This window comes from Pantoea coffeiphila, from assembly GCF_016909495.1.
Classification (GTDB): Bacteria; Pseudomonadota; Gammaproteobacteria; order Enterobacterales; family Enterobacteriaceae; genus Erwinia; species Erwinia coffeiphila.
This window is the reverse complement of record NZ_JAFBFW010000003.1, coordinates 757183-783868: the sequence shown is the minus strand read 5'-3', so window position 1 is coordinate 783868 and position 26686 is coordinate 757183. Positions and strand designations below refer to the sequence as shown.

The following is a 26686-nucleotide window of genomic DNA, read 5'->3' as shown; positions in this document are numbered from 1 at the left end:
TTCCTCAAGCCAAATTCACAACGGCGGACTCGCGTCCGTCCTGCTGCGCAGAATGTTGATACCACGCCAGCTGCTGATGCAGATTGACCACTTCGCCAATCACTAACAGCGCCGGGGTTGGGGCGTTGCGTGCCAGCTCGTCCAGCTGATCCAGTGTGCCGGTCAGCACCTTTTGATCCTGCCGGGTGCCACGGCCAATCACCGCCGCCGGAGTTTTAGGGTCACGCCCGTGGGCGATAAGCTGGCTGGCGATGTCGCCTGCGTTTGCCGATCCCATATAAATTGCCAGCGTCTGTCGCGCACGCGCCAGCGACGGCCAGTCTGTGCCGCTGCTGTCGGCCCGGCACTGGCCGGTGACAAACAGCACGCTCTGGGCGTGATCGCGGTGGGTCAGCGGTATCCCGGCATAGGCGGTTGCGCCTGCTGCTGCGGTCACACCCGGCACCACCTGGAAGGGAATACCCGCCTCCACTGCCGCCTGAAGTTCTTCGCCTCCGCGACCGAAGATAAACGGATCGCCACCCTTCAGACGCACCACGCGCTTACCCTGTTTGGCCAGCTCAACCAGCAGGCGATTGGTTTCTTCCTGCGGCACGCTGTGGGCGTTGGCACGCTTGCCAACGCAGATACGGTCGGCGTCACGGCGGACTAAATCCAGAATTTCATCGCTGACCAGATAGTCATACAGCACCACATCGGCCAGCTGCATGACCTGCAACCCGCGCAGCGTCAGCAGACCGCTGTCGCCCGGACCCGCTCCCACAAGGATAATCTCTCCCTGTGCGGCTTCCGGTTCATCCAGCTGCTTATCCAGCGTGAGGCGAGCGCCGTCAACGTTGCCCGAACCCACCTGGCTGGCAAACAGCCCGTTAAAGGCTTTCTCCCAGAAGCGGCGGCGATCGGACATTTTACTGAAGCGGGCTTTGACCTTGCCGCGCCACTGACCGGCAATCTCTGCCATCTGGCCCAGCGTGGCGGGCAGCAGGGTTTCAATTTTTTCACGCAGCAGGCGCGCCAGCACCGGCGCAGTACCGCCGGAAGAGATAGCCACCACCAGCGGCGAGCGATCGACGATGGAAGGGAAAATAAAGGAACATTTCGGCTGGTCATCCACCACGTTCGCCAGCAGGAAACGATCGGTGGCGTCCTGAAACACCTGGCCGTTGAGATCGCCATCGTCGGTGGCAGCGATCACAAAAAATACACGATCAAGCTGGCTGGCATCATAGGCCTTTGCCAGCCATTCGATTTCGCCCTGGGTTTCCAGTTCGGCCAGTTCGTCGCAGAGTTCGCGTGATACCACCAGTACCCGCGCCCCGGCGCGCCGCAGCAGTTCGATTTTGCGCGCGGCCACATCGCCGCCGCCCACTACCAGCACCGGTTTGTGTCTGATATCAGCAAATAGAGGAAGGTAATCCACGTAAACCCTGTCGCTTATCACATAAAGTTAACAGGACTATACGTCCCCGCATTAAGGCTTATGAAATTACTAATTGGAATGAGTAGTTACCTAATGGAATAACGTACTGGTAAAGCTGCGAACAAAATGTGCTTAACGGATGATATTTCGGGTATTTCGGAGCGAATGAAATTGTGCAACCCGCGTCACAATTTCATACTAGCGGGGCAAAATTTTTCGCCCGATTTAACACGGGATAACGACTAAGGAATTTCGAATGTTCACCTTACTGCGTCTGGGGGCGCTGGCAGCGTTAATCGGCTGCGGGATAAGTTTGCCGGCAGGCGCAACAACGGGAAAAGTGGGCAGCATTGCCGAACAGCAGCTGCGCCATATTGCCACCTATTTTCCCGGACGCATGGCGGGCAGCCCGGCGGAGATGCTTACAGCCGACTACCTGCAGCAGCAGTTCAGCCAGCTGGGCTACAAAAGCGATACGCGCCGTTTTAATACCCGCTATCCCTGGCACCATCAGGACGGCGAGGACACGTGGCGCAATATCAATGCCACATCGGTGATTGCTGCCCGCGAAGGCGAAGTCCCACAGCAGATCCTGATTATTGCCCACACTGACAGCACATCGCCGCAGAGCGATGCCGACGTGCAGAAAAACCTCGGCGGGCTGAGCGCGCAGGCGGCGGACAATAACGCCTCCGGCCTGGGGGTGATGCTGGAGCTGGCGGAGCGCTTGAGCAAGGAACACCTGCACTACAGCCTGCGATTTGTCGCGCTCAGCGGGGAAGAGATCGGCCAGCGCGGTAGCGAAGATTACCTGGCGCGGATGAAGCCGGAAGAGAAACAAAATACCCTGCTGGTGATTAACCTCAACAGCCTGATCGTCGGCAATCATCTGACTTTCAGCAGCGGGAATAACACGCCGCAGGCGGTGATGCGCCAGACGCGTGACCGGGCGCTGACGCTGGCCAGGCGCAGCGGAATTTATGCCGTCGGTAAAAAAGAAAAAAATGCCAGCGGCAGTCCGTTTGACCGCGCCGGTTTTCCGCTGATGACCGTCAGCACCAGCGACGGCCCGTCAGCCAAAATGCCTGCGGTATTGAAACAGCATTTTCCCGTCGGGCTACGCAACCAGGCGCAACGTGATAATCTGGCCTATATCGACCGCTGGCTTCCGGGCCGCATCACCAGCCGAACCCACAGTACCGTGGCCGTGCTGCTGCCGCTGATCCGCGAGCTGGCCAATCCCTGATCCTGCTGGAGCCATCATGTATATTGTCTTTCTCAGCTATACCCGCCCGATGCAAGACGTTGAAACCGTACTGGAGCCGCACGTCGCGTGGATTAACCGTTACTTTGCCGAAGGCGTGTTTATCAGCGCGGGGCGCAAAGATCCGCGTACCGGTGGAATGATCATGGTGAAGGATATCGATCGGGCGCGGCTGGATGCCATTCTGGCGGAAGACCCGTTCCAGGCCGTCGCCAGCTATGAAGTCACGAAAGTGAATATCACCCGTTCGGCGGAGGAATTTGCCGGGCTGACCGGGATTTGAACCGGGTTGACGGTTCGGCATGGGCACGTTTACGCGACTGCTCGTCATAAACAAATGCGCGACAACAGAAGCTTAACGCCAACGATAAGCTTCTGTTCTTGAGCCCGCGTGTTTGCTCTGCTAAGCCAGCAGCAGCCCGGCACCTTGCACAGGGCTGCTACCTACTCAGCTTATCACTCGTGCAGGCCACACTCGCGCTTCAGGCCAAAGAAGCGCGTCTCTTCCTCAGCCATACCCGGTTCCCATTTACGGGTGGTGTGGGTGTCGCCAACGGAGAGGTAGCCCTGCTCCCACAGCGGGTGATAATCCAGACCGTTCTGCTGCAGGTACTGATACACCTGACGGTTATCCCAGTCGATAATTGGCAGCAGCTTGAATACGCCTTTCTTGATCGCCAGTACCGGCAGATGCGCCCGGCTGCCGGACTGATCGCGGCGCAGACCGGCGAACCACGTTTGCGCATTCAGGCTTTCCAACGCGCGGTTCATCGGCTCAACCTTATTGATCAGGTTGTAGCGTTCAATGCCTTCAACGCCCTGCTCCCACAGCTTGCCGTAGCGTGCTTCCTGCCAGGCCGCGCTGTGTTCGGCGCGGAACACCTTCAGGTTGAGATCCAGCTGCTCGGTCAGCTTATCAATAAACTGATAGGTTTCCGGGAACAGATAGCCGGTATCGGTGAGGATCACCGGAATATCCGGCTTCTGCCGGGTAACCAGATGCAGGCTTACCGCCGCCTGAATGCCGAAGCTGGAGGTCAGTACCGCCTCGCCCGGCAGGTTCTCCAGCCCCCAGATCACCCGATCTTCGGCTGAAAGCTTATCCAGCCGGTTATTGATCTCGGCGAGCGCCATCACGCGCTCCACCTTCGGTAGTGCATTCAATTCAGAGAGATCGAGTACCGCCATCTTACACCTCCATCATTCCCAGAAATCACGGGCCGGATCGAGCACCGGTCTGACGATGCCGGTGCGGATCGTAAAGTCACCGAAGCCTTCGTCCGCTTCACGCTCTTTCGACCAGCGGCCGATCAGCTCATCAAGCGTAGCCAGGATTTCCGTTTCATTAATGTTCTCGCGATGCATGCGTGGAATACGGGTTCCCATGCGGTTACCGCCGAGGTGCAGGTTATAGCGCCCCGGTGCCTTGCCCACCAGGCCGATCTCGGCCAGCAGCGCACGACCGCAGCCGTTAGGGCAGCCGGTGACACGCAGCACGATATGCTCATCGCCCACCCCGTGCGAGGTCATGATCCCCTCCACGCGGGTCACAAATTCCGGCAGGAAGCGTTCGGCTTCCGCCATTGCCAGTGGACAGGTCGGGAACGCCACGCAGGCCATTGAGTTTTCGCGCTGGTGGCTGACGTTTTCCATCAGGCCGTGCTGCTTCGCAATCTGCTCAATTTTCTCTTTTTCCGATTCCGGCACGCCGGCCACAATCAGATTCTGGTTAGCGGTTAAGCGGAAGTCGCCCTGGTGGATCTTAGCGATCTCCACCAGACCGGTCTTCAGCGGGCGGCCCGGATAGTCGAGCAGGCGGCCGTTTTCCACAAACAGCGTCAGGTGCCATTTGTTATCGATGCCTTTTACCCAGCCGAAGCGATCGCCACGGGTAGTAAATTCATACGGGCGGATCGGCTCGAAAGTGACGCCTGCGCGGCGCTCAACCTCGGCTTTGAAGACGTCCGGCCCCACGCGCTCCAGCGTATATTTGGTTTTAGCGTTTTTACGATCGGTGCGGTTACCCCAGTCGCGCTGGGTTGTCACCACGGCTGCCGCTACATCCAGGATTTTTTCCACCGGGAAATAGCCAAACTCGCTGGCGGTACGCGCATAGGTGGCTTTGTTACCGTGGTCGATGGACAGACCGCCGCCCACCAGCAGGTTAAAGCCGATCAGCTTGCCGTTTTCGGCAATCGCAATAAAGTTCAGGTCGTTGGCATGCAGATCCACGTCGTTATGCGGCGGCACCACCACGGTAGTTTTAAACTTACGTGGCAGATAGGTTTCACCCAGAATCGGCTCAACGTCGGTGGTGGCGACCTTCTCCTGATCCAGCCAGATTTCCGCATAGGCGCGGGTCTGCGGCAGCAGGTGTTCGGACAGCTTCTTCGCCCATTCGTACGCTTCCTGATGCAGTTCAGACTCGATCGGGTTAGAGCTGCACAGCACATTACGGTTTACGTCATTGGCGGTGGCCAGCGCGTCCAGCCCGACTTCATGCAGCATCTGGTGGGCAGGTTTAACGTTGCCCTTCAGAATGCCGTGGAACTGGAAAGTCTGGCGGTTAGTCAGACGGATGCTGCCATAAATGGTGTTATTCGTGGCGAACTTATCAATCGCCAGCCACTGCTGCGGCGTCATGATGCCGCCCGGCAGACGGCAGCGCAGCATCATCGCATGGCGCGCGTCCAGCTTCTGCTCAACGCGTTCGGCGCGAATATCGCGGTCATCCTGCTGATACATCCCGTGGAAACGGATCATCAGGAAGTTGTCGCCGTTAAAGCCGCCGGTCAGGCCGTCGTGCAGGTCTGCGGCAATACTTCCACGCAGGAAATTGCTCTGTTTTTTCATCCGCTCGGCGTCAACCAGCTTACCTTCGACGACCAGCGGCCCCGGGTATCTTTCATTGCTCATTAGTACACATCTCGCTGATAACGGCGCTCAATGCGCAGCTCACTTAAAAATTCGTCTGCCGTTTCGATGTCCATGCCACCGTATTCGGCTACCACTTCCAGTAATGCTTGCTCAACGTCTTTAGCCATGCGATTGGCATCGCCGCAGACATAAATGTGTGCGCCTTCCTGAATCCAGCTCCACACTTCCGCCCCTTTCGCGCGGATTTTATCTTGTACGTATATTTTATGTTTCTGGTCGCGTGACCAGGCTAAATCAATATTGGTCAGCAGGCCGTCTTTGACGTAGCGCTGCCATTCAACCTGATAGAGGAAGTCTTCGGTAAAGTGCGGATTGCCGAAGAACAGCCAGTTTTTGCCGCTGGCGCCTTCACTATCGCGCTGCTGCATAAAGGCGCGGAACGGCGCAATACCGGTGCCCGGGCCAATCATAATCACCGGGGTTTCCGGGTTGGCAGGCAGGCGGAAGTTATCGTTGTGCTCAATGAACACGCGGATTTCATCATCTTCCGCCAGGCGGTCGCCCAGATAGCTGGAGGCACCGCCCGCACGGGCGCGGCCTTCAATTTCATAGCGCACCACGCCAACGGTGATATGCACTTCCGTTTCGTTCTCAGCCTGAGAGGAGGCGATCGAATAGAGGCGCGGCGTCAGCGGGCGCAACAGCCCGGTCAGCTGTTCAGCGTTCAGCTCGGTTGGTGCAAAGCGGGCCATATCAACGATCGGCGTATTCTGCGCATACTGCTGCAGGCTGGCCTTATCGGTGATCTGCGCCAGCAGCGCTTCATTATGGGAAAGTTTGGCATACTGCTCGACGATCTGCGGGGTATTCACCGTCAGCTCGTAGTGTTTTTGCAGCGCTTCCGCCAGAGGCAGCGTTTCACCGTGCACGCTGACCGGCTCATCGCCCTTCAGCCACAGCAGCTCCAGCAGCTCTTTCACCAGTGCGGGATCGTTCTCAAACCACACGCCCAGCGCATCGCCCGGCTTGTAGCGCAGTCCTGATTCCCCCAGATCGATCTCGATGTGACGCACGTCTTTATCGGAATCGCGGCCGGTGACTTTCTGGTTGACCGCAAAGCTGGCGGTTAGCGGCGCTTCTTTGGTGTAAGGGCTGCTGTGGATCTCATTGACGCTGCCGGCCGCCGTGACTGCGGCAGCAGCAGGGGCTTCTTTCGGCACGCGCGCCTGTAGGATTTCCACCAGCTGTTTACGCCAGGCTTCGGCCGCCGCGGCGTACTCAACGTCGGCATCCACGCGATCCAGCAGGCGTGTTGCGCCCAGCTCGGCCAGCCGGTTATCGAAATCTTTCCCCGCCTGGCTGAAGAATTCATAAGAGGTATCGCCCAGGCCGAATACAGCAAAGGCGCTGGCGTCCATTTTTGGCGCTTTCTTCGACATCAGGAACTTATGCAGCGCCACGCCCTCTTCCGGCGGTTCACCCTCGCCCTGGGTGGAGGTGACCACCACCAGCAGTTTTTCCTGGGCAATCTGCTTGAACTTATAGTCACCGGCATTCACCAGGTTGACGTTAAGTTTCGCCGCAAGCAGGTCATCACGCAGCTGCTCTGACAGGCGGCGGGCATTGCCGGTCTGTGAGGCAGAAAGGATGGTGATGGTTGGCACCTCGACAGGAGCCGGTGCTGCTGCAACCACCGCCCCTGGAGCCTGATTGACCATGCCCCAGAAGTAACCGGACAGCCACGCAAGCTGGGTAGGGGTATAATCCCCGGTCGCTGCCTGTAAGCGGGCAAGCTGATCGGGATTCAGCGGAAGCATATTTAGAGGTGCCTGAGTCGTCATTGCGTCGATAATTCCAGTGTCGGAGATCTGTTTACTGACAGGGTAAGGGCAAGCAGAATAACCCTTAAATAAGGGTTGGCAATAATTAATAACCAAAATGACTAAATGGTTTTTCAGGTAAGGCTTATTGGCAAAACAGGTTGATAATATTTTTATTTATCAGCAAGTTAAAACACTGGGTATTTGGTTTACACTTTGAACGGTCGTCGTTGCCGGGAAACGGGTGCGAAAAAAGCCGTTTTCCGGTATCCTGCGGCGGTTTTCACCATCAAGACTGAGACTGTAACCATGGCGACCACGCTGTTTAAAGATTTTCAATTCGAAGCCGCACACCATCTGCCGAACGTGCCTGCCGGGCACAAATGCGGCCGACTGCACGGGCACTCTTTTATGGTGCGCCTGGAGATCACCGGCGAGGTGGATGCGCATACCGGTTGGGTAATCGACTTTTCCGAGATCAAAGCGGCATTTAAGCCGGTTTACGATCGACTGGACCATTACAACCTGAACGATATTCCCGGCCTCGAAAATCCGACCAGTGAAGTGCTGGCGGCCTGGATCTGGCAGCAGATGAAGCCGGTACTGCCTCTGCTGAGCGCGGTGATGGTGAAAGAGACCTGCACCGCGGGCTGCGTTTATCGCGGCTAATCGGCCCCGTTGCCGGTCACCGCTGGCAACGTAGAGCGATCCTCATTCCGTTGCCTGATAGTCGGTGTCCGGGATGAGGTCAGTCTGAGCACACCGGAACGGCAAAAGACGCTCCCTGCGGGCCTCGGCACACGGCATCCCTGCCGTGTGACGTCCGGTTTACCTCAGACTGGCCTCATCCCAATAAGTACCGCTTTCGCTGCTTTCCCGCTAATACGTCTGGCTAAACCTAAAATAAACCTTAAAAATCAACCTCAATTTCTTATGCGAAATTCGGCATAGCTTTGTTCATATTTATATATTCTTATCGAATATATAATAGCAAATCACGATATATGGTCGTTTTTTTAGTTCGTGATAGTCTCTCGCCATAAGTTCAGATCAATAATAATAACTTATTAAGAGAAGGTGTCACGTGCCCGCATGGCTTAATTTAGCAATCGATTCATTCTGGCCCATGCTTTATGCCGGACTGACATTTACCATCCCATTAACCTTAATTTCATTTATTCTTGGCTTATCCCTTGGCTTTATTGCTGCACTGGCTCGTTTATATGGACCAGAGCCGTTAAAAAAAATTGTTCGCTTTTACGTTTGGCTTATTCGCGGTACGCCTCTGCTGGTGCAGCTGTTCCTGATTTTCTATGCTCTGCCCAGCGCCGGTATTACGCTGGACGCGTTTCCCGCAGCGATAATCGGCTTCACGCTGAACATTGGTGCCTATACGTCAGAGGTCATTCGCGCCACCCTGCTTTCCGTGCCGAAAGGCCAGTGGGAGGCGGCGCACTCTATCGGGATGAATTGGGCGCAGGCACTGCGCCGGGTGATTATTCCTCAAGCTGCACGCATTGCCGTGCCGCCGCTGTCGAATACCTTTATTTCACTGGTCAAGGATACCTCTCTGGCCTCGGTCATTACCGTGCCTGAGTTATTCCTTGCCGCACAGCGAATTGCGGCAGTGACCTATCAGCCATTAATATTATATACCGAAGCAGCGATCGTTTATTTAATTATCAGTTCAGTGCTCTCTTCTCTACAGACCCGTCTGGAGAAAAAGCTGGAAAATACAGGCGCAGTGAAGGAGAAAGAGAATGATAACGCTGTCCGGAATTGAAAAAAGATTCGACGACAACCCCGTATTAAAAAATATCAACCTGACGATTAAAGAAGGCAGCGTGACGGCATTAATTGGCCCGTCGGGCAGCGGGAAAAGCACCCTGCTACGCTGCGTTAATCTGCTGGAAGTTCCACAGGCCGGGGAATTAACCCTTGGGAAAGAAAAACTTGTGTTTAACGGCAGCGGGCGGGCCAGCAGAAAAGATGTTTATCGCATCTGCCAGCAGACCGGCATGGTATTTCAAAGCTTCCAGCTGTTCCCGCATCTGCGGGTGATTGAGAACATTACCGAAGGGCTGATTACCGTGCATAAGCAGTCGGCAAAACAGGCTAAGGAGCGCGCTGAAGAACTGCTGGCCAAAGTGGGGCTGCTGCACAAACGCGATGCCTGGCCGGCCAATCTTTCCGGCGGCCAGCAGCAGCGCGTGGCCATTGCCCGCGCGCTGGCCCCTTCCCCGAAGGTGCTGCTGTGCGACGAGCCGACTTCCGCGCTGGACCCGGAACTCTCGCTTGAAGTGGTGGCGGTATTACGACAGCTGGCCAAAGAAGGGATGACCATGCTGATGGCCACTCATGACCTGCGGCTGGCGGCCAATATTGCCCAGCAGGTGGTATTCCTAGAAGCCGGTGAAATTGTTGAAACCGGCACCTCACAGGACATTTTTACCCGGGCGCAAAAAGCCCGGACCAAAGCCTTTATCTCGACCCTGACCGAAACCCTGCCCGATTCATGGGAAATTTGACGTTAAGACTGTATTACCCAACCCATTCAGGAGTTATGACTATGAAAACTATCGCAACGCTGCTGCTGGCAGGCATGGTACAAATCGGTTTTTCTGGCGCAGCGCTGGCGGAAACCGATCTGGCAAAAATCCAGTCGGCTGGCGTCTTTAAAATCGGTACCGAAGGGACCTATCCTCCATTTACCTTCCACGATGCTTCCGGCGCGTTAACCGGTTTTGACGTTGATATTGGCCGCGAAGTGGCGAAACGCCTGAAGGTGAAAGCTGAATTCGTTGAGGGGAAATGGGATGGCCTGATCGCGGGTCTGGACGCCAAACGCTATGAGGCGGTGATCAATCAGGTATCGATCACCCCGGAGCGCCAGGCGAAATATGATTTCTCTACCCCGTACCTCTCTTCGAAAGCGGCGCTGATTGTGCGCGATGATAATAAGACAATCAAAACGTTCGAGGATCTGAAAGGTAAGAAATCTGCGCACACCCTGACCAGTAACTATGCCCAGCTGGCGCGCGGCTACGGTGCGGAAATCGTCGCTACCGACGGTTTTAACCAGTCGGTTGATCTGGTGGCCCAGGGTCGTGCAGATGCTACCATCAACGACAACCTGTCGTTCCTCGACTTCAAAAAGCATAAGCCGGATGCGCCGGTGAAAATCGTCGCCAGCCGTTCCGATGCTGAGCAGGTCGGTATTCTGATTGAAAAAGGCAATCCGCAGCTGAAAGAAGCGATTGATAAAGCATTAGCCGATATCAAGAGCGACGGTACCTGGCAGCGTATTTCAGTGAAATACTTTGGCACCGACGTGTCCAAATAAATCCGCAGCGGGCTTCTCGTAAGCCCGTTTTGCATCCGTGATTGCTCCCCCTCCCCACGCCCGTTCGCGGGCGTGTTTTGAAATATTTTGTCATATTCCTGTCACGCCCGCTCTCTAGTCTGTCGCTCTCCAACAAAGATCGAGAGAATCTCAATGAAGCTTTTCAGCAAACTTTCCGTTATCGCTCTGGTTTTTTCCGCCTGCGCCCAGGCCAGCACCATTAACATCCTCGACTTCCCTCAGCCGGATAACAACCCGGAAGAGTTCTACGCACTGACCGAGATCCCGGCAGGCGGCATCATCAAGTATGAAACCGACGCCAAAACCGGCTTTATCGTTGCCGACCGCTTCCAGTCTATGCCGGTAGCCTATCCGGCCAACTACGGCTCGCTGACCCAGTCGCTGGGCGGTGACGGCGATCCGCTGGATGTGATCTTCTACACCCGTGCACCGATGGCACCGGGTACACTGATCAAACTGCGCCCGATTGGCGTACTGAAGATGATCGACGGCGGCGAGTCCGACGACAAGATCGTGGCGGTTCCGGCCAGCAAGATCGATCCAACCTACGATGACATTAAATCGATGAGCGACCTGCCCAAGATCGAGCAGGAACGACTGGAAGCATTTTTCCGCGTCTACAAACAGCTGCCGGACGGACGTAAGAAAGTTGAGCTGAACGGCTTCGGTGATACCGCGGCGGCGAAGACGGAAATTAAGTCGGCGTACGACGCCTGGAAAGCGAAATCAGGTAAGTAAGCGATAAGGGGGACGCTGACCGTTTCGGCCGTCCCCCCTTTCGTCAGGCGATGTTCAGGTATTTATGCGTCTGCATCGACAGCCGCCAGTTGCGGGCAATACAGGTATCAATGCACAGCTGGGTGGCATCCGCTTTCTGGCTAATCGGCTGTAGAGCAATAATCCGCGCTTTATCGTCATCCAGTGTGGCCAGCAGCGCATCCAGCGCATCAACATCGCGCTGACGCGCCACCGGATGCTTCACCTCATCCGCACGCACCAGCGCCTGATTCAGCACGTCGTAACCTCCGCGCATATTGACCTTCGGCGATACCGTGACCCAGGTCTGCGGCGTACAGCGCACCGTATGTGTGCCGCTGGTTTCAATCTGGCAGCTGAATCCCTGCTGCTGCAGGCTTGCGGTCAGCGGAGTCAAATCGTGAATGCACGGCTCGCCGCCGGTGATCACAATATGGTTTGCCGTCCAGCCGTTGCCACGAATCACGCCAATCAGCGCCTCGGCATCCGCCGCGCCCCAGGCATCGGTTTCCACCGTCTTCAGCAGAATATCCCCCAGCGAGGTTTCCCGATCGGCCAGCTTATCCCAGGTGTGTTTGGTATCACACCAGCTGCAGCCCACCGGGCAGCCCTGTAAGCGGATAAAAATTGCCGGTACGCCGGTATAAATACCTTCGCCCTGCAACGTCTGGAACATTTCATTTATCGGGTACTGCATCGACTTCTCGGCTGATGGTTAAATTACGGGCGCAGATTATGGCAGATTGTCGCCCCGGGACCAACCAAAGCCTGCGCTGCAATTGGTAAGAAAATTCTGCGGGTACTCAAAGCAGCCCCTGCAAACGCCTGGTGGCCTCTTCTCCGGCAAACCATTCCACCAGGAAATCGAGCAGCGCGCGCAGCTGGCGGGACTGATGTTGGCGCGAGGTATAGATGGCAAAAATCCCCAGGCTGTCGAGCTGAAACTCCGGCAGCAGTGCGACCAGCCTGCCGCTCTCCAGCAGCGCCCCCACGCTGTGCAACGGCTGCATAGAAATGCCCGCCCCGGCCAGCGTGGCGCTGAGCAGTATTAGCGAGTCATTGGCGCTGATACTGCCGCTGACCGCGACCGTGTCGTGCTCCTCCCCCCGACTGAAGTTCCACAGGCTTTTGCCAAAGTGCGAATAGGTCAGGCAGTTGTGGTGCATCAGCTGCTCAGGGTGCTGCGGTGTGCCTTCCCGCGCCAGATACGCAGGCGTGGCGCAAATCACCGACTCACAGGTGTTTAGCGGACGAGCGATCAGGTTCGGCTCCAGCTGGCCGGTAATGCGCAGCGCCAGATCGATACGCTCCTCCACCAGATTCACCAGCTGGTTGCTGGAGTGAAGATCGATGCGAATGCGCGGATAACGCTGCTGAAAGGCGGTTATCGCCGCGGCCAGCACGCTGTTGCCCAGCGATAGCGAACAGGAAATCCGCAGCAGCCCGGAGAGGGCCTCCCCTTCAGGCTGGTTACTTTGCTCTATCTCGCCCGCCAGCAGCAGCAGCTGCCGACATCGCACCAGCGCGTGTTCTCCGGCCGGAGTCAGGCTCAGCCGACGGGTGCTGCGGTGCAGCAGCCGCGCGCCGGACCACGTTTCCATTTCACTCAGATAACGAGTGATCATCGCCCGCGACATGCCGAGTACGTCCGCCGCTGCCGTCAGGCTGCCGCGCTGCACAATGGTGATAAATACATTTGCCGCCGTGAGTCTGTCCATCATATGTCCGTTTTACGCAACAATCTGTTGCCTGATAGTCGGTTTATTCCGCGGGATATGCAACCTACACTGGTTATTTTCCAGTTAAGGTCATTCCAAATGAAAACTCGTTTTGCCCTGCTGCTGGCTTTTGCCGCCAGCCCGTCGCTGTATGCTGCCCAATCGCTCAACCTTGATGTCTACAATCCGGGAGAAAACAGCATTTTTGCCGTTTCATCGGAGATCATCACCGGCCCGACCGAAGCCGTATTGATCGATGCTCAGTTCCAGCGCAACGATGCCGAAGAGCTGGTGAAACGTATTAAAGCCAGCGGCAAGCGCCTGACCACCATCTTTATCAGCCAGTCGGACCCGGACTATTATTTCGGTCTGGACACCCTGCACCGCGCCTTCCCCGATGCGAAAATCGTCGCCACCGCACCAACCGTTGAGCTGATCAAGCAGACTAAAGACGGCAAGCTGGCCTTCTGGGGTCCGAAGATGGCCGACAACGCGCCGCAGTCGCTGATTGTGCCCGAGGTGATTCAGGGCGACAGCTTTAAGGTTGATGGCGAGACGGTAGAGATTAAAGGCCTCAAGGGGCCGCAGCCGCACGACAGCTATCTGTGGGTTCCGGCGCTGAAAACGGTGCTGGGTGGCGTAGTGGTGTCCGGCAATAATATTCACGTCTGGCTGGCAGATGCGCAGAGCAAAGCAGAGCGTTCGGCGTGGCAGCAGAAACTGGAAGATATCAAGGCGCTGAAGCCAACCCGCGTGATACCGGGGCACTTCCTGCCTGGGGCAGAACAGAATCTGACCTCAGTGAATTTCACCCTGCGCTATCTGCAAACGGCTGAAGCGGAGCTGGTGAAAACCAAAGACTCGCAGGCATTTATCAAAGCGATGAAGCAGCACTATCCGCAGCTGAAGGATGATTCTTCACTGGAACTGAGTGCGAAGGTGCTGAAGGGCGAAATGAAATGGCCGCAGTAGTCGGTTAAGTGCGCAAATTATCGCCTGGCCATCGCGCCAGCCGGACGTAAAAAAGCCCCGTCATGACGGGGCTTTTTCAATCTGTCCGCAGCCGCGCAGGCTGCTGCGAACTGTCAGTAATTACTGACCTTTAACTTCTTTCAGACCGTTGAATGGTGCACGGTTGCCCAGCGCTTCTTCAATACGCAGCAGCTGGTTGTACTTAGCAACACGGTCAGAACGGCTCATAGAACCGGTTTTGATCTGGCCCGCTGCAGTACCTACCGCCAGGTCAGCGATGGTTGCATCTTCGGTTTCGCCTGAACGGTGAGAGATAACCGCGGTGTAGCCAGCATCTTTCGCCATTTTGATCGCAGCCAGAGTTTCGGTCAGAGAACCAATCTGGTTGAATTTGATCAGGATGGAGTTAGCGATGCCTTTCTCGATGCCTTCTTTCAGGATCTTGGTGTTGGTTACGAACAGATCGTCACCAACCAGCTGGATTTTGTCGCCCAGCACTTTGGTCTGGTATGCGAAACCAGCCCAGTCAGATTCGTCCAGACCGTCTTCGATAGAAACGATTGGGTACTGTTTGGTCAGATCTTCCAGGAAGTGAGTGAACTCTTCAGAAGTGAAGGCTTTGTTGCCTTCGCCAGCCAGCACGTATTTACCGTCTTTGTAGAACTCAGACGCTGCACAGTCCATCGCCAGGGTAACATCTTTACCCAGCTCGTAACCTGCTGCTTTAACCGCTTCAGCGATAACAGCCAGTGCTTCTGCGTTAGAACCCAGGTTAGGCGCGTAGCCACCTTCATCACCCACAGCGGTGTTCAGGCCTTTCGCTTTCAGTACTTTAGCCAGGTTGTGGAAAACTTCAGAACCGATACGGATCGCTTCTTTGATAGTTTTCGCGCCAACAGGCTGAATCATGAATTCCTGGATGTCGACGTTGTTGTCGGCGTGCTCACCACCGTTGATGATGTTCATCATTGGCAGTGGCATAGAGAATTTGCCCGGGGTGCCGTTCAGTTCAGCAATGTGCTCGTACAGTGGCTGACCTTTAGAGGCAGCTGCGGCTTTAGCAGCAGCCAGAGAAACAGCCAGAATGGCGTTAGCACCAAACTTGGATTTGTTCTCGGTACCGTCCAGATCGATCATAATCTTGTCGATGTTTGCCTGGTCTTTTGCGTCTTTACCGGTTACCGCTTCAGCGATAGGACCGTTAACGGCAGCAACAGCTTTAGTTACGCCTTTACCCAGGAAACGAGATTTGTCACCGTCACGCAGTTCCAGCGCTTCGCGAGAACCGGTAGATGCACCTGATGGTGCCGCTGCCAGACCAACGAAACCGCCTTCCAGATGCACTTCGGCTTCAACGGTCGGGTTTCCACGGGAGTCGATGATTTCGCGACCGATGACTTTAACGATTTTGGACATTAGTTTTTCCTCAGTACAAGTTAGCTTAAACTTAGACACACCACCTGAAACCCTGCGGCATCAGGTGGTTATGAAAATACTTATTTTGCCAAACGCTTTTGGTACTCGCTGGCGGCTTTTACAAAGCCACTGAACAGCGGGTGTCCGTCACGAGGTGTTGAGGTGAATTCCGGATGGAACTGACACGCAACAAACCATGGGTGGTTAGGGATTTCAATAATCTCAACCAGCTGGTCATCCCCGGAGCGGCCCGCAACACGTAATCCCGCTGCTTCAATCTGCTTCAATAGCATATTGTTGACTTCATAACGATGACGGTGACGCTCAACGATGGTGTCGCTGCCGTACAGCTTGCGCACCAGGCTGTCGTCGGTCAGCTGACACTGCTGGCTACCCAGGCGCATGGTGCCGCCCAGATCGCTCTGCTCGGTACGCTGCTCAACGTTGCCTTCTTCATCACGCCATTCGGTGATCAGCGCAACAACCGGATACTTACAGTCAGGTACGAACTCGGTAGAGTTAGCGCCTTCCATATGGGCTACGTTACGAGCGAACTCCATCAGCGCAACCTGCATACCCAGGCAGATACCCAGGTAAGGGATGTTGTTTTCACGAGCGTACTGCGCGGTCATCAGTTTGCCTTCCACACCGCGATAGCCGAAGCCACCAGGGATTAGAATAGCATCCAGATCTTTCAGCACTTCCACGCCGCGTGTTTCAACATCTTGCGAATCGATCAGTTTGATGTTGACGGTCACACGGTTTTTCAGGCCACCGTGCTTCAGCGCTTCGATTACGGATTTGTAAGCGTCAGGCAGTTCGACATATTTGCCGACCATACCGATGTTCACTTCGCCACCCGGATTGGCTTCTTCGTAAATCACCTGCTCCCACTCGGCCAGATTGGCTTCCGGTGCGTTCAGGTTGAAGCGTTTGCAGATGTAATCATCCAGGCCCTGAGACTTCAACATGCCTGGGATTTTGTAGATTGAATCAACATCTTTCAGTGAGATAACCGCTTTTTCCGGAACATTACAGAACAGGGCGATTTTCGCACGTTCGTTAGCCGGAACGGCGCGATCTGAACGGCAGATCAGCACATCAGGCTGAATACCGATAGACAGCAGTTCTTTCACTGAATGCTGAGTAGGTTTGGTTTTCACCTCACCCGCTGCCGCCATATACGGCACCAGAGTCAGGTGCATATACATGGTGTGTTCACGGCCAACGTCTACCGCCATCTGGCGGATCGCTTCGAGGAACGGCAGGGATTCGATGTCGCCCACGGTACCGCCAATTTCCACCAGTACGACATCGTGGCCTTCGCCACCTTCAATGATGCGTTCTTTAATGGCATTGGTGATATGCGGGATAACCTGAATGGTCGCACCCAGATAGTCGCCGCGACGCTCTTTGCGCAGGACTTCAGAGTAAATACGGCCAGTCGTGAAGTTGTTACGACGGCTCATCTTGGTACGGATGAAGCGCTCGTAGTGACCGAGATCCAGATCGGTTTCCGCGCCGTCATCAGTGACGAACACTTCGCCGTGCTGAGTTGGGCTCATGGTACCTGGGTCCACGTTGATGTACGGGTCCAGCTTCATGATGGTCACGTTAAGACCACGCGCTTCGAGGATGGCGGCCAGGGAGGCTGCGGCAATGCCTTTACCCAGAGAGGAAACGACCCCGCCGGTCACAAAAATATAGTTCGTTGTCATGCTGAACCTGAGAATGTAGGTTTAAAGACGATGGAATGAATAACCAGGACGGGAAAATAGTATACCCGAAACCCCTGTTGCCGACAATTAATCGTTTCCATGTTGTGACTATTCCACCGCTTTTATCACTCTGAGACTACCTGATTTCTTAATTCAGGATGTTGATGTGCGTCACATTTTTGTTGAATCGTGTCAGCCAATTATTCCTTGAATTTGACCTGTTGCCACGCGGCTTCCATCTGTTCCAGCGTCGCCTGCTGCATTTCCAGCCCCTGTTCGGCGATAATTTGCTCAACCTGGCGGAATCGACGCTCGAACTTAATATTGGCCTTTTGCAGCGCGGTTTCCGCCTTTTTGCCCAGATGGCGCGACAGATTCACCGTGGCAAACAGCAGGTCGCCGATCTCCTCTTCCAGCTTGTCCTGGTCGACAACCGCCTGTTGAGCCTCGTGCATCACTTCATCGATCTCTTCGTACACTTTACCCAGCACCGGTCCCAGCGTATCCCAGTCAAACCCGACGCTGTTACAGCGTTTCTGGATTTTATGCGCACGCATCAGCGCAGGCAGCGCATGTGGGATATCGTCCAGCACCGAGTGCTGCGCTTTTTCCGCACGCTCATCGCTTTTGATTTTTTCCCAGTTCACCAGCACTTCGGCGCTGTCGGCCACTGTCGCACCGGCAAAGATATGTGGATGGCGGCGTTCCAGCTTGTCGCTGATGGCGTTGCAGATATCGTCGAAGTTGAAACGCCCTTCTTCCTGCGCCATCTGGGCATAAAACACCACCTGGAACAGCAGGTCGCCAAGTTCACCGCGCAGGTCGTCGAAGTCGGCGCGGTCAATAGCGTCGATAACTTCATAGGTTTCTTCCAGGGTATAGGGGGCGATGGTGGCATAGGTTTGCTGGCGATCCCACGGGCAGCCGTGTTCCGGATCGCGCAGGGTTTTCATGATGCCCAGCAGGCGATCGAGAGCGTTCATAGTGGTGAGTCCTTGTTGTAGGAATAATCAATGGAATGAGGATAACCGTTATTGGGCTTTCGAGATGCTTCCGATCTCGTGCCCGGGCGACCGTTATGGAGCTTTCGAGATGCTTCCGGTCTCGTGCTCGGGCGACCGTTATGGGGCTTTCCTGGCGCTTCCGGTTTCGTGCTCGGGCGACCGTTATGGGGCAGAACGCCGAGCCGCCGTTAACACGTCCGTGTGGGCTTGGCTGCGGCATCCCTGCCGCAGACACTCGGCTTTTCTGCCCCATAACGTTCACCTTCATATCATCGTGTTGCGGTGAGCAAAAAACACACATCTACACGATTAGCGATTGCAGGATTGTAGCAAAAAAGGGGGGAGGATAATGCCAACAGATAGAATTCGATTTCACTCACAGCAACACAAAAGCCATTAAGCAATCGGTGCAGGCGGGCTTCGTGGACCGTCGGGCGCATGGACGCGCCCGTCGAGCCTATAGGGACATATTCACGGCGAGTCCGCGAAGCCCGCCTGCACCGATAAGCCAACCGCCGATCCTGCAGCGACAATCCCGCCCGTTGAACCTACAAGGACATATCCACGGCGAGTCCGCGAAGCCCGCCTGCACCGATAGGCCAACCGCCAATCGCGCCGCGACGATCAAACACCCAGCCACGCAACCAGCAACCATCACCAACTATCAGTGCAAACGCTTCGCATCAATAATATCCGGCACCTGATTCAACCGCGCCAGCACCCGGCTCAGCACCTGCTGATTGTAAATCTCAATATCCATATCAATCGTTGCCAGCTGCTTACGGGTATCGCTGTGGCTGGACACGCCCAGCACGTTGACCTTCTCGTTGGCCAGAATCGTGGTGATATCACGCAGCAAACCGCTGCGATCGTTGGCCGTCACCCGCACCACCAGTGAATAACCGCTGGAATAGGTTTCCCCCCAGACCGCATCCACAATACGCTCCGGCGCGTGCGACATCAGATCGGCCAGCTGATCGCAGTCGGCGCGGTGAATGGAAATGCCGCGGCCCTGAGTGATAAATCCGGTAATGTCATCACCGGGGATTGGCTGGCAGCAGCGGGCAATATGGTGCATCAGATTGCCAACCCCCTCGACAACCACCCTGCCGCTCTCTTTACTGCGCGGCACGCTGTTTGAGGTTTTCTGCGTCAGCTGGCGCAGCGCTTCGCGATCTTCTTCTTCCGCACTCGGCTTATTCAGCTTCGACTGCAGATAGTTGCTCATCTGATTGAGGCGCACATCGCCACCGCCAATAGCCGCCAGCAGTTCATCGAGCGTGTTGAAGTTGTAGCGCGGCAGCAGCAGTTTCTCTGCATCCTTCAGATTGATATCCAGGTGATCCAGTTCGTTATCCAGGATCTGCCGACCGGCAATAATATTCTTGTCTCGATCCTGCTTGCGGAACCAGGCATGGATCTTCGAACGCCCGCGGCTGGTCGTCACGTAGCCCAGATTTGGGTTCAACCAGTCGCGGCTCGGATTCGGCTGCTTCTGGGTGATAATATCGATCTGATCGCCCATCTGCAGCTGATAGGTGAACGGCACAATGCGGCCACCGATTTTGGCACCGATGCAGCGGTGGCCGATGTCGCTGTGAATATGGTAAGCGAAGTCCAGCGGCGTGGAACCGGCGGGCAGATCCACCACATCGCCTTTCGGGGTAAATACATATACCCGATCGTCGAACACCTGGCTGCGCACTTCGTCGAGCATTTCGCCAGAATCGGCCATCTCTTCCTGCCAGGTAATCAGCTTACGCAGCCAGGCAATACGCTCTTCATGGCCGGACGCACCCCGCACGCTGCCGCCTGTCCCGCCCTCTTTATACTTCCAGTGCGCCGCCACGCCCAGCTCGGCATCTTCATGCATCTGACGGGTACGAATTTGAATTTCAACGGTTTTGCCTTTCGGCCCCAGCACCACCGTATGGATCGACTGATAGCCGTTCGGTTTTGGGTTAGCGACATAGTCATCAAATTCGCTGGGAAGATGGCGATACAGGGTATGTACAATCCCCAGCGCGCCGTAGCAGTCCTGTAGGCGTTCGGCTACGATGCGCACCGCACGTACGTCGAACAGCTCATCGAAGGCCAGCGATTTTTTCTGCATCTTACGCCAGATGCTGTAGATGTGTTTCGGGCGACCATACACCTCGGCCTTAACGCCTTCTTTGACGATTTCATCACGCAGCGACTGTACGAACGTATCAATATAATCTTCACGATCGATACGGCGTTCATGCAGCAGTTTAGCAATACGTTTGTATTCATCAGGGTGCAGATAGCGGAAACAGAAATCTTCCAGTTCCCACTTCAGCTGGCCAATCCCCAGCCGGTTAGCCAGCGGAGCATAGATATTGGTACACTCTTTCGCCGCCAGCACGCGCTCATCTTCCGGCGCGTCCTTAACCTCACGCAGGTGCGCAATACGTTCAGCCAGCTTAATCACCACGCAGCGGAAATCTTCCACCATCGCCAGCAGCATACGGCGAACGTTATCGACCTGTTCAGAGGCCATGGAATCGTTATGGGTGGCTTTCAGCTGGCGAATCGCATCCATATCGCGCACGCCGTGGACCAGCGAGACGATAGGCTTGCCGAAGTGCTCTTCCAGCACCTCTTCAGTGACGACATTGGCATCGGCCAACGGGAACAGCAGCGCCGCGCGCAGCGTCTCATTGTCCATGCTGAGCATGGAGAGAATTTCCACCATTTCAACACCACGCCACAGCAGCAGCGCGGCATCGGGGTGTCCTTTGGTCGCGGTTTCACAATAGCGCCAGGTATCGGCCAGTCGTTCACATGACTGCTGGTTGGAGATCCCCAGACTGGTGATCCATTGGTCGAGGGCAAACTCGCCAGCCGTATTCAAATGTGCACTTCTTACCGCAACCATATCCTCTCCTGGCATAGCCCCGTTCAGGGCTTATTTTCGGCTAAACAGCACCATGGATTCCAGATGCCCGGTATGTGGAAACATATCGAGCATTGTCACCCGCTCCAATTGGTAGCCGGACTTCAGGAGTACCTGACTGTCCCTGGCAAGTGTTGTCGGGTTACAGGAAACATAGACCACGAGTTCCGGCGCAAGTTTAACAATATGCTCCATCACTCCGGCCGCTCCGGCGCGCGCCGGGTCCAGTAACACCTTATTGAATCCTTCGCCAGCCCAGGGCTGACTTGTCACGTCTTCTTCAAGGTTATGCTGGTAAAACGCGACATTGTTCAGATTATTTAATGCTGCATTATACGCAGCCTTTGCCACTAATGCTGCAACACCCTCCACACCCACGACATTTTCAGCCAAATTTCCCATAGGCAGGGTAAAGTTGCCCATTCCGCAGAACAGATCCAGCACCCGATCCTGCGGCTGCAGGTCCAGCCACGCCAGCGCACGGGCCACCATCTGCTGATTAACTTCATCGTTAACCTGGATAAAATCTCGCGGGCTGAAGGTCAAACCTAACGGGCCGGAATGGATAACCGGCATTTCTCCGTTAAGCTGCTCCAGAGTGTCACTATCCGGCGCAAGAAACAGCGAGAGTTGATGTTTATGCGAAAAGCGTTCCAGTTTTTGACGATCCGCGGCGCTGAGTGCATCAAGATGACGCAAAACCAGCAGCGGACCGTTATCTGCCAGCACCATTTCAACGTGGCCAAGTCGCCTGACGGCCTGTAGCCCGCTTAACAATAGATGGAGCGGCTGAATTAACGCATTAAGTTCGGGCTTCAAAATGGGGCACTGGGTGATACTGACCAAATCACTGGAGGCCTGCTCGCGAAATCCCATCTGCAGAGTCTGCGTTTTTACCTGATAATTCAGGCTCAGACGCGCACGCCGCCGATAGCCCCATGCCTGGCCGGAAATAATATCATCCACCGCGACCGGTGAACCGCTCTCCTTTGAAAGCATATGTGCCAGCGCACTGGCTTTACTTTGCTGCTGTAGCTCAACCGGCACATGCTGCTGCTGGCAGCCGCCGCAGCGACTATAATGCGGACAGCGGGGGTGAACGCGCTGTGGGCTGGCCGCGAGAATTCGCTTAACTGAACCGCGGGAGTACTGGCGCTTATCTTCACTGATTTCAACTTCAACCTGTTCACCAGGCAGTGCTCCCTGCACAAAAAGCGCTTTGCCATTATGGCGTGCCACGCCCTGACCAAATGCATCAAGGTCATTAACGACAACTGTTATTTTCTGGCGGGTCGTCACGCGCCGTTTTGCAGAGTAGAATTGCGCCATTATTTCATTGCTTCTCAAACGTAGTGCCGAAAAAAATCGGCGTAGCCTACCCTGGCGAGTGATGGAATTCGACCTGTACAGGATAAAATGTCGCAGGAAAGTGGAGCAAGCCGTTTCTCACAGGGAATACTATGACCAAATACAGCCTGCGGGCGCGAATGATGATTCTGATCCTGGCACCAACGCTGATGATCGGACTGCTGCTCTCAACTTTTTTTGTGGTCAACCGCTATAACGAATTACAGAGCCAGCTCACCGACGCCGGGATCAACATCATTGAGCCACTGGCGGTATCCAGTGAGTATGGCATGACCTTCCGCAGCCGCGAGTCGGTTCGCCAGCTGGTCAGCCTGCTCCATCGGCGCCATTCAGATATTGTTCGGGCTATTTCCGTTTTCGACGATCACAACAGGCTGTTTGTGACGTCGAACTACCTGCAAAACCCCGATCTGCTGCGCATGCCTGACAATACGCCCCTCACTGCCCGCTATTTGAAGGAACGCCACGGTAATTCGGTGATCCTGCGAACGCCGATCCTGTCGGAAAGTTACTACCCGGACGAGTCACCAGGCTGGGATGCCAAACCAACCGGTAATCCGCTGGGCTACGTTGCGATTGAACTCGATCTGCAATCCGTCCGGCTACAGCAGTATAAAGAGGTGTTTATCTCCACTCTGCTGGTGCTGCTCTGCCTGTGCATTGCCATGCTGTTTGCCTATCGTCTGATGCGGGATGTGACGGGGCCCATTCGCAATATGGTCAGTACCGTAGACCGCATTCGCCGCGGCCAGCTCGACAGCCGAATGGAAGGCTACATGCTCGGCGAGCTGGACGTACTGAAAAACGGCATTAACTCGATGGCCATGTCGCTGACGGCCTATCACGAAGAGATGCAGCAGAATATCGATCAGGCCACCTCCGATCTGCGTGAAACGCTTGAGCAGATGGAAATTCAAAACGTTGAACTGGATCTGGCAAAAAAACGGGCGCAGGAAGCGGCGCGAATTAAATCTGAATTCCTTGCCAATATGTCTCACGAACTGCGAACACCGCTTAACGGGGTGATCGGTTTTACCCGCCAGACGCTGAAAACCACGCTCAACTCAACCCAACGCGACTATCTGAATACCATCGAGCGGTCGGCCAATAACTTGCTGAGCATCATCAATGATGTGCTGGACTTCTCTAAGCTGGAGGCCGGCAAACTGGTTCTGGAAACCATCCCGTTCCCGCTGCGCGCCACGCTGGATGAAGTGGTTGTGCTGCTGGCGCAATCGGCGCATGAGAAAGGGCTGGAGCTGACGCTGAATATTCAGAGCGACGTGCCGGATAACGCCATCGGTGACCCGCTGCGTATGCAGCAGATTATTGTGAACCTGCTCGGTAATGCGATTAAATTTACCGAGCGCGGCAATATCGATATCCGCGTGGAGAAGCGCGCACTAAGCAACAATCGCATGGAACTGGAAGTGCAAATCCATGATACCGGCATCGGTATTTCTGAAAAGCAGCAGTCGCAGCTGTTCCAGGCCTTCCGCCAGGCGGATGCCAGCATTTCCCGCCGCCACGGGGGCACAGGTCTGGGTCTGGTCATTACGCAAAAGCTGGTGAATGAAATGGGCGGAGAAATTTCCTTCCACAGCCGCCTGAATCACGGATCCACCTTCTGGTTCCACGTTAATCTGGCGCTGAACCCGAATGCCGCCAGCGATCCCCACATGCTCGACTGCCTTACAGGCCAGCACCTGGCCTATGTTGAATCCAATACCGCTGCGGCTCAGGCGATGCTGGATATGCTGAGCGCCACGCCGATGAAAGTCAGTTACAGTCCGTCGCTCGCCGGTTTGCAGGAAACGCACTACGATGTGCTGCTGCTCGGGTTGCCGATTGACGTACATAACACCCAGGAAATTACCGGAGAACAGCTGTCGCCGATGCTACAGCGCGCCAATAGCCTGATCCTTGCGCTGCCTTTCCAGATGCAAATCTATGCTGAACAGCTAAAAGCTCGTGGCGTAACCGCCTGTCTGATTAAGCCCCTTTCCATGGCCCGCCTGTTGCCGATCCTGGTGGATCACCACACGCGCGATATTCCCCCTCAGTCCGGCAACTCACGCCTGTCAATCCGCGTCATGGCCGTAGATGATAATCCGGCTAATCTGAAGCTCATCGGCGCGCTGCTGGAGGAGCTGGTTGAACATATTGTCCTGTGCGACAGCGGAGAATCGGCTATTCAACAGGCAAGACAGCAGAATCTGGACATTATTCTGATGGATATTCAGATGCCGGATATCGACGGTATCCGTGCGAGTGAAGTCATACGCGAACTCCCCCAGCATCACAACACGCCGATTGTCGCCGTTACGGCACACGCACTGGAAGGCGAACGCGAAAAGCTGGCTAAAGCCGGCATGAATGACTACCTGGCCAAACCGATTGATGAGCAAAAGCTGAGTCATCTGCTGGCGCGTTATCTGCCTGCCAGGAAAGAAACCCTGCTGCTGCCGCAGAGTGGCCCCGTATCGCTGGACTGGGCACTGGCGTTACGTCAGGCTGCGAATAAACCCGATCTGGCACGCGATCTGCTGCAAATGCTGGTCGATTTCCTGCCGGAGGTCCGTACGCTGGTGGAACAGTTTATGGAAACCAATAATCCAACAGGTCTGCGTGACATCATTCATAAACTGCACGGTAGCGCCAGCTACAGCGGCGTGCCGCATATGAAAAAGCTTTGCCAGGAACTGGAGCAGAGTTTAATGAAACATGAGGATATCGCCGCCATTGAGCCTGAATTGCTCGAGCTGCTGGATGAGATGGATAACGTGGCGCAGCTGGCCAGAGAACAGTTGAAAATATCCTGAACCTGAGCCCGCTAAGCCCGGCGGGCTCAGATCTACGCTGTTCAGTTGACGGCAATACCCCGTCCGGCTGACAGCGTTGCCGCGACATTGCGTGCGGTCAAACGCACGTTTTCCGCCGCTTCCTGTAACGCTTCTTCAAGGCTGCAAATTCGATAGATCACACTGAATACGGCATCAAGGCCGTGCTGGTGTACGACGCCAACATCACTCGTCAGACTGCCGGCAATAGCAATCACCGGCTTATTGTAACGTTTGGCAATGCGCGCCACGCCGACCGGCACCTTACCGTGAATAGTTTGACTATCAATGCGCCCTTCACCGGTGATCACCAGCGTGGCATCCCGTACCAGCTCATCCAGCCCGAGGGCATCGGTAACAATTTCAATGCCCGGGCGCAGCGTGGCCTGGCAAAAAGCATACAGCCCCGCCCCCATGCCGCCCGCAGCACCGCCGCCGGGAACGTTAAGCACATCCACAGCCAGATCGCGCTGGATTATCGCGGCGAAATGCGCCAGCGCTGCATCCAACTGGCGGACCTGCTGCGGAGTCGCACCCTTTTGCGGACCAAATACCGCCGAAGCCCCCTGCTCACCCGTCAACGGGTTAGTCACATCACAGGCAACTTCTATACGGCAGCGGGCAATACGCGGGTCTAAACCGCTGACATCAATATTAGCCAGCTGGGCCAGTGCCGCACCGCCGGGGCCAATTTCCTCGCCCTGATGATTCAGCAGTTTTGCACCCAGAGCCTGCACCATGCCAGCACCGCCGTCGTTGGTCGCGCTGCCGCCAATACCGATAATCAAATGTTCAATACCGCTGTCCAGCGCGTGGCGGATCAGCTCACCGGTTCCCCAGCTGGTAGCACGCAGGACATCACGACTGGCGGGCGGAACCTGTTCCAGCCCACTGGCCGCCGCCATTTCAATAATTGCGCAGCACCCGTCGCCGGAAAGGCCGTAGAAAGCATCAACGGGATTGCCCAGCGGGCCGGTAACGCGGAGCGGGATGATTTTCCCCCCCGTTGCGGCAACCATCGCTTCAACCGTCCCTTCACCGCCATCGGCAACCGGTAGTTTAACGTAGTGAGCATGGGGGAATATTTCGCGAAAACCTTTTTCAATCTGCGAGGCAACATCCAGTGCAGAGAGGCTTTCTTTGTAAGAATCTGGGGCGATAACAATTTTCACAGGCTATCCCATCAGCGGATGAAAGCAGGGCGACCCGGCAGGGCCGCCCGATGAGCATTG

The 26686-nt window shown here is 55.6% G+C and carries 21 protein-coding genes; 9 read left to right on the top strand and 12 right to left on the bottom strand.

Going from position 1 to position 26686, the window contains the following annotated elements; genetic code table 11:
• Positions 1–4: 4 nt before the first annotated feature.
• On the bottom strand, positions 5–1420 hold the full coding sequence (cysG, locus tag JOE09_RS13245) for a siroheme synthase CysG (RefSeq protein ID WP_205066082.1): 1416 nt from the start codon (positions 1418–1420) through the stop codon (positions 5–7).
• Between the two features lie 256 nt (positions 1421–1676).
• Between cysG and JOE09_RS13240 the strand changes: the two genes are divergently transcribed.
• Both JOE09_RS13240 and JOE09_RS13235 read left to right on the top strand, forming a co-directional pair.
• On the top strand, positions 1677–2666 hold the full coding sequence (locus tag JOE09_RS13240) for an aminopeptidase (protein ID WP_205066081.1): 990 nt from the start codon (positions 1677–1679) through the stop codon (positions 2664–2666).
• Between the two features lie 16 nt (positions 2667–2682).
• Positions 2683–2967 (top strand): YciI family protein, encoded by a 285-nt coding sequence (locus JOE09_RS13235; RefSeq protein ID WP_205066080.1) that lies wholly within the window; start codon positions 2683–2685, stop codon positions 2965–2967.
• Positions 2968–3140: 173 nt separating this feature from the next.
• On the opposite strand, the gene JOE09_RS13230 is transcribed toward JOE09_RS13235, so the two are convergent.
• Genes JOE09_RS13230 through cysJ form a run of 3 tightly spaced genes read right to left on the bottom strand, consistent with a single transcriptional unit; the run spans position 3141 to position 7402 of the window.
• The gene (locus JOE09_RS13230; protein WP_205066079.1) at positions 3141–3872 is read right to left on the bottom strand and encodes a phosphoadenylyl-sulfate reductase; all 732 of its coding nucleotides are present in this window, start codon (positions 3870–3872) and stop codon (positions 3141–3143) included.
• A 12-nt stretch (positions 3873–3884) separates the two neighbouring features.
• Positions 3885–5600, bottom strand: coding sequence for an assimilatory sulfite reductase (NADPH) hemoprotein subunit (gene cysI / locus JOE09_RS13225; RefSeq protein ID WP_205066078.1), 1716 nt, complete (start codon positions 5598–5600; stop codon positions 3885–3887).
• Complete coding sequence (cysJ, locus tag JOE09_RS13220) at positions 5600–7402, bottom strand: NADPH-dependent assimilatory sulfite reductase flavoprotein subunit (protein ID WP_205066077.1); 1803 nt, start codon at positions 7400–7402, stop codon at positions 5600–5602. Before cysJ ends, cysI begins: the two co-directional genes overlap by 1 nt.
• Before the next feature lie 288 nt (positions 7403–7690).
• On the opposite strand from cysJ, the gene queD reads away from it, so the two are divergent.
• The 5 genes from queD (at position 7691) to JOE09_RS13195 (ending at position 11483) form a co-directional block, all read left to right on the top strand.
• The gene (gene queD / locus JOE09_RS13215; RefSeq protein WP_205066076.1) at positions 7691–8050 is read left to right on the top strand and encodes a 6-carboxytetrahydropterin synthase QueD; all 360 of its coding nucleotides are present in this window, start codon (positions 7691–7693) and stop codon (positions 8048–8050) included.
• Positions 8051–8465: 415 nt separating this feature from the next.
• Entirely contained in the window at positions 8466–9164 is a 699-nt protein-coding gene (locus JOE09_RS13210) for an amino acid ABC transporter permease (protein WP_172606629.1), read from the top strand.
• Positions 9142–9909, top strand: coding sequence for an amino acid ABC transporter ATP-binding protein (locus JOE09_RS13205; RefSeq protein WP_205066075.1), 768 nt, complete (start codon positions 9142–9144; stop codon positions 9907–9909). The genes JOE09_RS13210 and JOE09_RS13205 overlap by 23 nt, the downstream gene beginning before the upstream one ends.
• Positions 9910–9950: 41 nt before the next feature.
• Positions 9951–10724, top strand: a complete 774-nt coding sequence (locus tag JOE09_RS13200) for an amino acid ABC transporter substrate-binding protein (RefSeq protein ID WP_105593935.1) — start codon at positions 9951–9953, stop codon at positions 10722–10724.
• Positions 10725–10877: 153 nt separating this feature from the next.
• Entirely contained in the window at positions 10878–11483 is a 606-nt protein-coding gene (locus JOE09_RS13195; RefSeq protein WP_200563377.1) for an inorganic diphosphatase, read from the top strand.
• A 43-nt stretch (positions 11484–11526) separates the two neighbouring features.
• Here the strand turns inward: JOE09_RS13195 and queE are convergent, their stop codons facing one another.
• Together queE and JOE09_RS13185 are read right to left on the bottom strand one after the other, a co-directional pair.
• Complete coding sequence (gene queE, locus JOE09_RS13190) at positions 11527–12198, bottom strand: 7-carboxy-7-deazaguanine synthase QueE (protein WP_200547037.1); 672 nt, start codon at positions 12196–12198, stop codon at positions 11527–11529.
• Positions 12199–12304: 106 nt separating this feature from the next.
• Positions 12305–13219: a LysR family transcriptional regulator gene (locus tag JOE09_RS13185; RefSeq protein ID WP_205066156.1), complete on the bottom strand. Its 915-nt coding sequence runs from the start codon at positions 13217–13219 to the stop codon at positions 12305–12307.
• A 99-nt stretch (positions 13220–13318) separates the two neighbouring features.
• Between JOE09_RS13185 and JOE09_RS13180 the strand changes: the two genes are divergently transcribed.
• Positions 13319–14191, top strand: coding sequence for an MBL fold metallo-hydrolase (locus JOE09_RS13180; protein WP_205066074.1), 873 nt, complete (start codon positions 13319–13321; stop codon positions 14189–14191).
• A 120-nt stretch (positions 14192–14311) separates the two neighbouring features.
• Here the strand turns inward: JOE09_RS13180 and eno are convergent, their stop codons facing one another.
• The 5 genes from eno to rlmD form a co-directional block, all read right to left on the bottom strand.
• Complete coding sequence (eno, locus tag JOE09_RS13175) at positions 14312–15607, bottom strand: phosphopyruvate hydratase (protein WP_105593931.1); 1296 nt, start codon at positions 15605–15607, stop codon at positions 14312–14314.
• Between the two features lie 80 nt (positions 15608–15687).
• Positions 15688–17325 carry a glutamine hydrolyzing CTP synthase gene (gene pyrG / locus JOE09_RS13170; RefSeq protein ID WP_205066073.1) on the bottom strand — a complete coding sequence of 546 codons (1638 nt, stop codon included), beginning with the start codon at positions 17323–17325 and terminating at the stop codon, positions 15688–15690.
• Positions 17326–17525: 200 nt separating this feature from the next.
• A complete protein-coding gene (gene mazG / locus JOE09_RS13165; RefSeq protein WP_105593929.1) occupies positions 17526–18308 on the bottom strand; it encodes a nucleoside triphosphate pyrophosphohydrolase in 783 nt (260 codons plus the stop codon).
• 685 nt (positions 18309–18993) lie between these two features.
• A complete protein-coding gene (gene relA, locus JOE09_RS13160; RefSeq protein ID WP_200547040.1) occupies positions 18994–21228 on the bottom strand; it encodes a GTP diphosphokinase in 2235 nt (744 codons plus the stop codon).
• 30 nt (positions 21229–21258) lie between these two features.
• On the bottom strand, positions 21259–22575 hold the full coding sequence (gene rlmD / locus JOE09_RS13155) for a 23S rRNA (uracil(1939)-C(5))-methyltransferase RlmD (RefSeq protein ID WP_205066072.1): 1317 nt from the start codon (positions 22573–22575) through the stop codon (positions 21259–21261).
• Positions 22576–22706: 131 nt separating this feature from the next.
• On the opposite strand from rlmD, the gene barA reads away from it, so the two are divergent.
• Positions 22707–25436 carry a two-component sensor histidine kinase BarA gene (gene barA, locus JOE09_RS13150; RefSeq protein WP_205066071.1) on the top strand — a complete coding sequence of 910 codons (2730 nt, stop codon included), beginning with the start codon at positions 22707–22709 and terminating at the stop codon, positions 25434–25436.
• Positions 25437–25477: 41 nt separating this feature from the next.
• Here barA and JOE09_RS13145 read toward each other — a convergent pair whose 3' ends face one another.
• Complete coding sequence (locus tag JOE09_RS13145) at positions 25478–26626, bottom strand: glycerate kinase (RefSeq protein WP_205066070.1); 1149 nt, start codon at positions 26624–26626, stop codon at positions 25478–25480.
• Positions 26627–26686: the final 60 nt, after the last annotated feature.

Coding starts and splice junctions, on each gene's coding strand:
- JOE09_RS13240 (WP_205066081.1), top strand. CDS start 1,677: ATGTTCACCTTACTGCGTCTGGGGGCGCTGGCAGCGTTAATCGGCTGC.
- JOE09_RS13235 (WP_205066080.1), top strand. CDS start 2,683: ATGTATATTGTCTTTCTCAGCTATACCCGCCCGATGCAAGACGTTGAA.
- JOE09_RS13230 (WP_205066079.1), bottom strand. CDS start 3,872: ATGGCGGTACTCGATCTCTCTGAATTGAATGCACTACCGAAGGTGGAG.
- cysI (WP_205066078.1), bottom strand. CDS start 5,600: ATGAGCAATGAAAGATACCCGGGGCCGCTGGTCGTCGAAGGTAAGCTG.
- cysJ (WP_205066077.1), bottom strand. CDS start 7,402: ATGACGACTCAGGCACCTCTAAATATGCTTCCGCTGAATCCCGATCAG.
- queD (WP_205066076.1), top strand. CDS start 7,691: ATGGCGACCACGCTGTTTAAAGATTTTCAATTCGAAGCCGCACACCAT.
- JOE09_RS13205 (WP_205066075.1), top strand. CDS start 9,142: ATGATAACGCTGTCCGGAATTGAAAAAAGATTCGACGACAACCCCGTA.
- JOE09_RS13200 (WP_105593935.1), top strand. CDS start 9,951: ATGAAAACTATCGCAACGCTGCTGCTGGCAGGCATGGTACAAATCGGT.
- JOE09_RS13195 (WP_200563377.1), top strand. CDS start 10,878: ATGAAGCTTTTCAGCAAACTTTCCGTTATCGCTCTGGTTTTTTCCGCC.
- queE (WP_200547037.1), bottom strand. CDS start 12,198: ATGCAGTACCCGATAAATGAAATGTTCCAGACGTTGCAGGGCGAAGGT.
- JOE09_RS13185 (WP_205066156.1), bottom strand. CDS start 13,219: ATGGACAGACTCACGGCGGCAAATGTATTTATCACCATTGTGCAGCGC.
- JOE09_RS13180 (WP_205066074.1), top strand. CDS start 13,319: ATGAAAACTCGTTTTGCCCTGCTGCTGGCTTTTGCCGCCAGCCCGTCG.
- eno (WP_105593931.1), bottom strand. CDS start 15,607: ATGTCCAAAATCGTTAAAGTCATCGGTCGCGAAATCATCGACTCCCGT.
- pyrG (WP_205066073.1), bottom strand. CDS start 17,325: ATGACAACGAACTATATTTTTGTGACCGGCGGGGTCGTTTCCTCTCTG.
- mazG (WP_105593929.1), bottom strand. CDS start 18,308: ATGAACGCTCTCGATCGCCTGCTGGGCATCATGAAAACCCTGCGCGAT.
- relA (WP_200547040.1), bottom strand. CDS start 21,228: ATGGTTGCGGTAAGAAGTGCACATTTGAATACGGCTGGCGAGTTTGCC.
- rlmD (WP_205066072.1), bottom strand. CDS start 22,575: ATGGCGCAATTCTACTCTGCAAAACGGCGCGTGACGACCCGCCAGAAA.
- barA (WP_205066071.1), top strand. CDS start 22,707: ATGACCAAATACAGCCTGCGGGCGCGAATGATGATTCTGATCCTGGCA.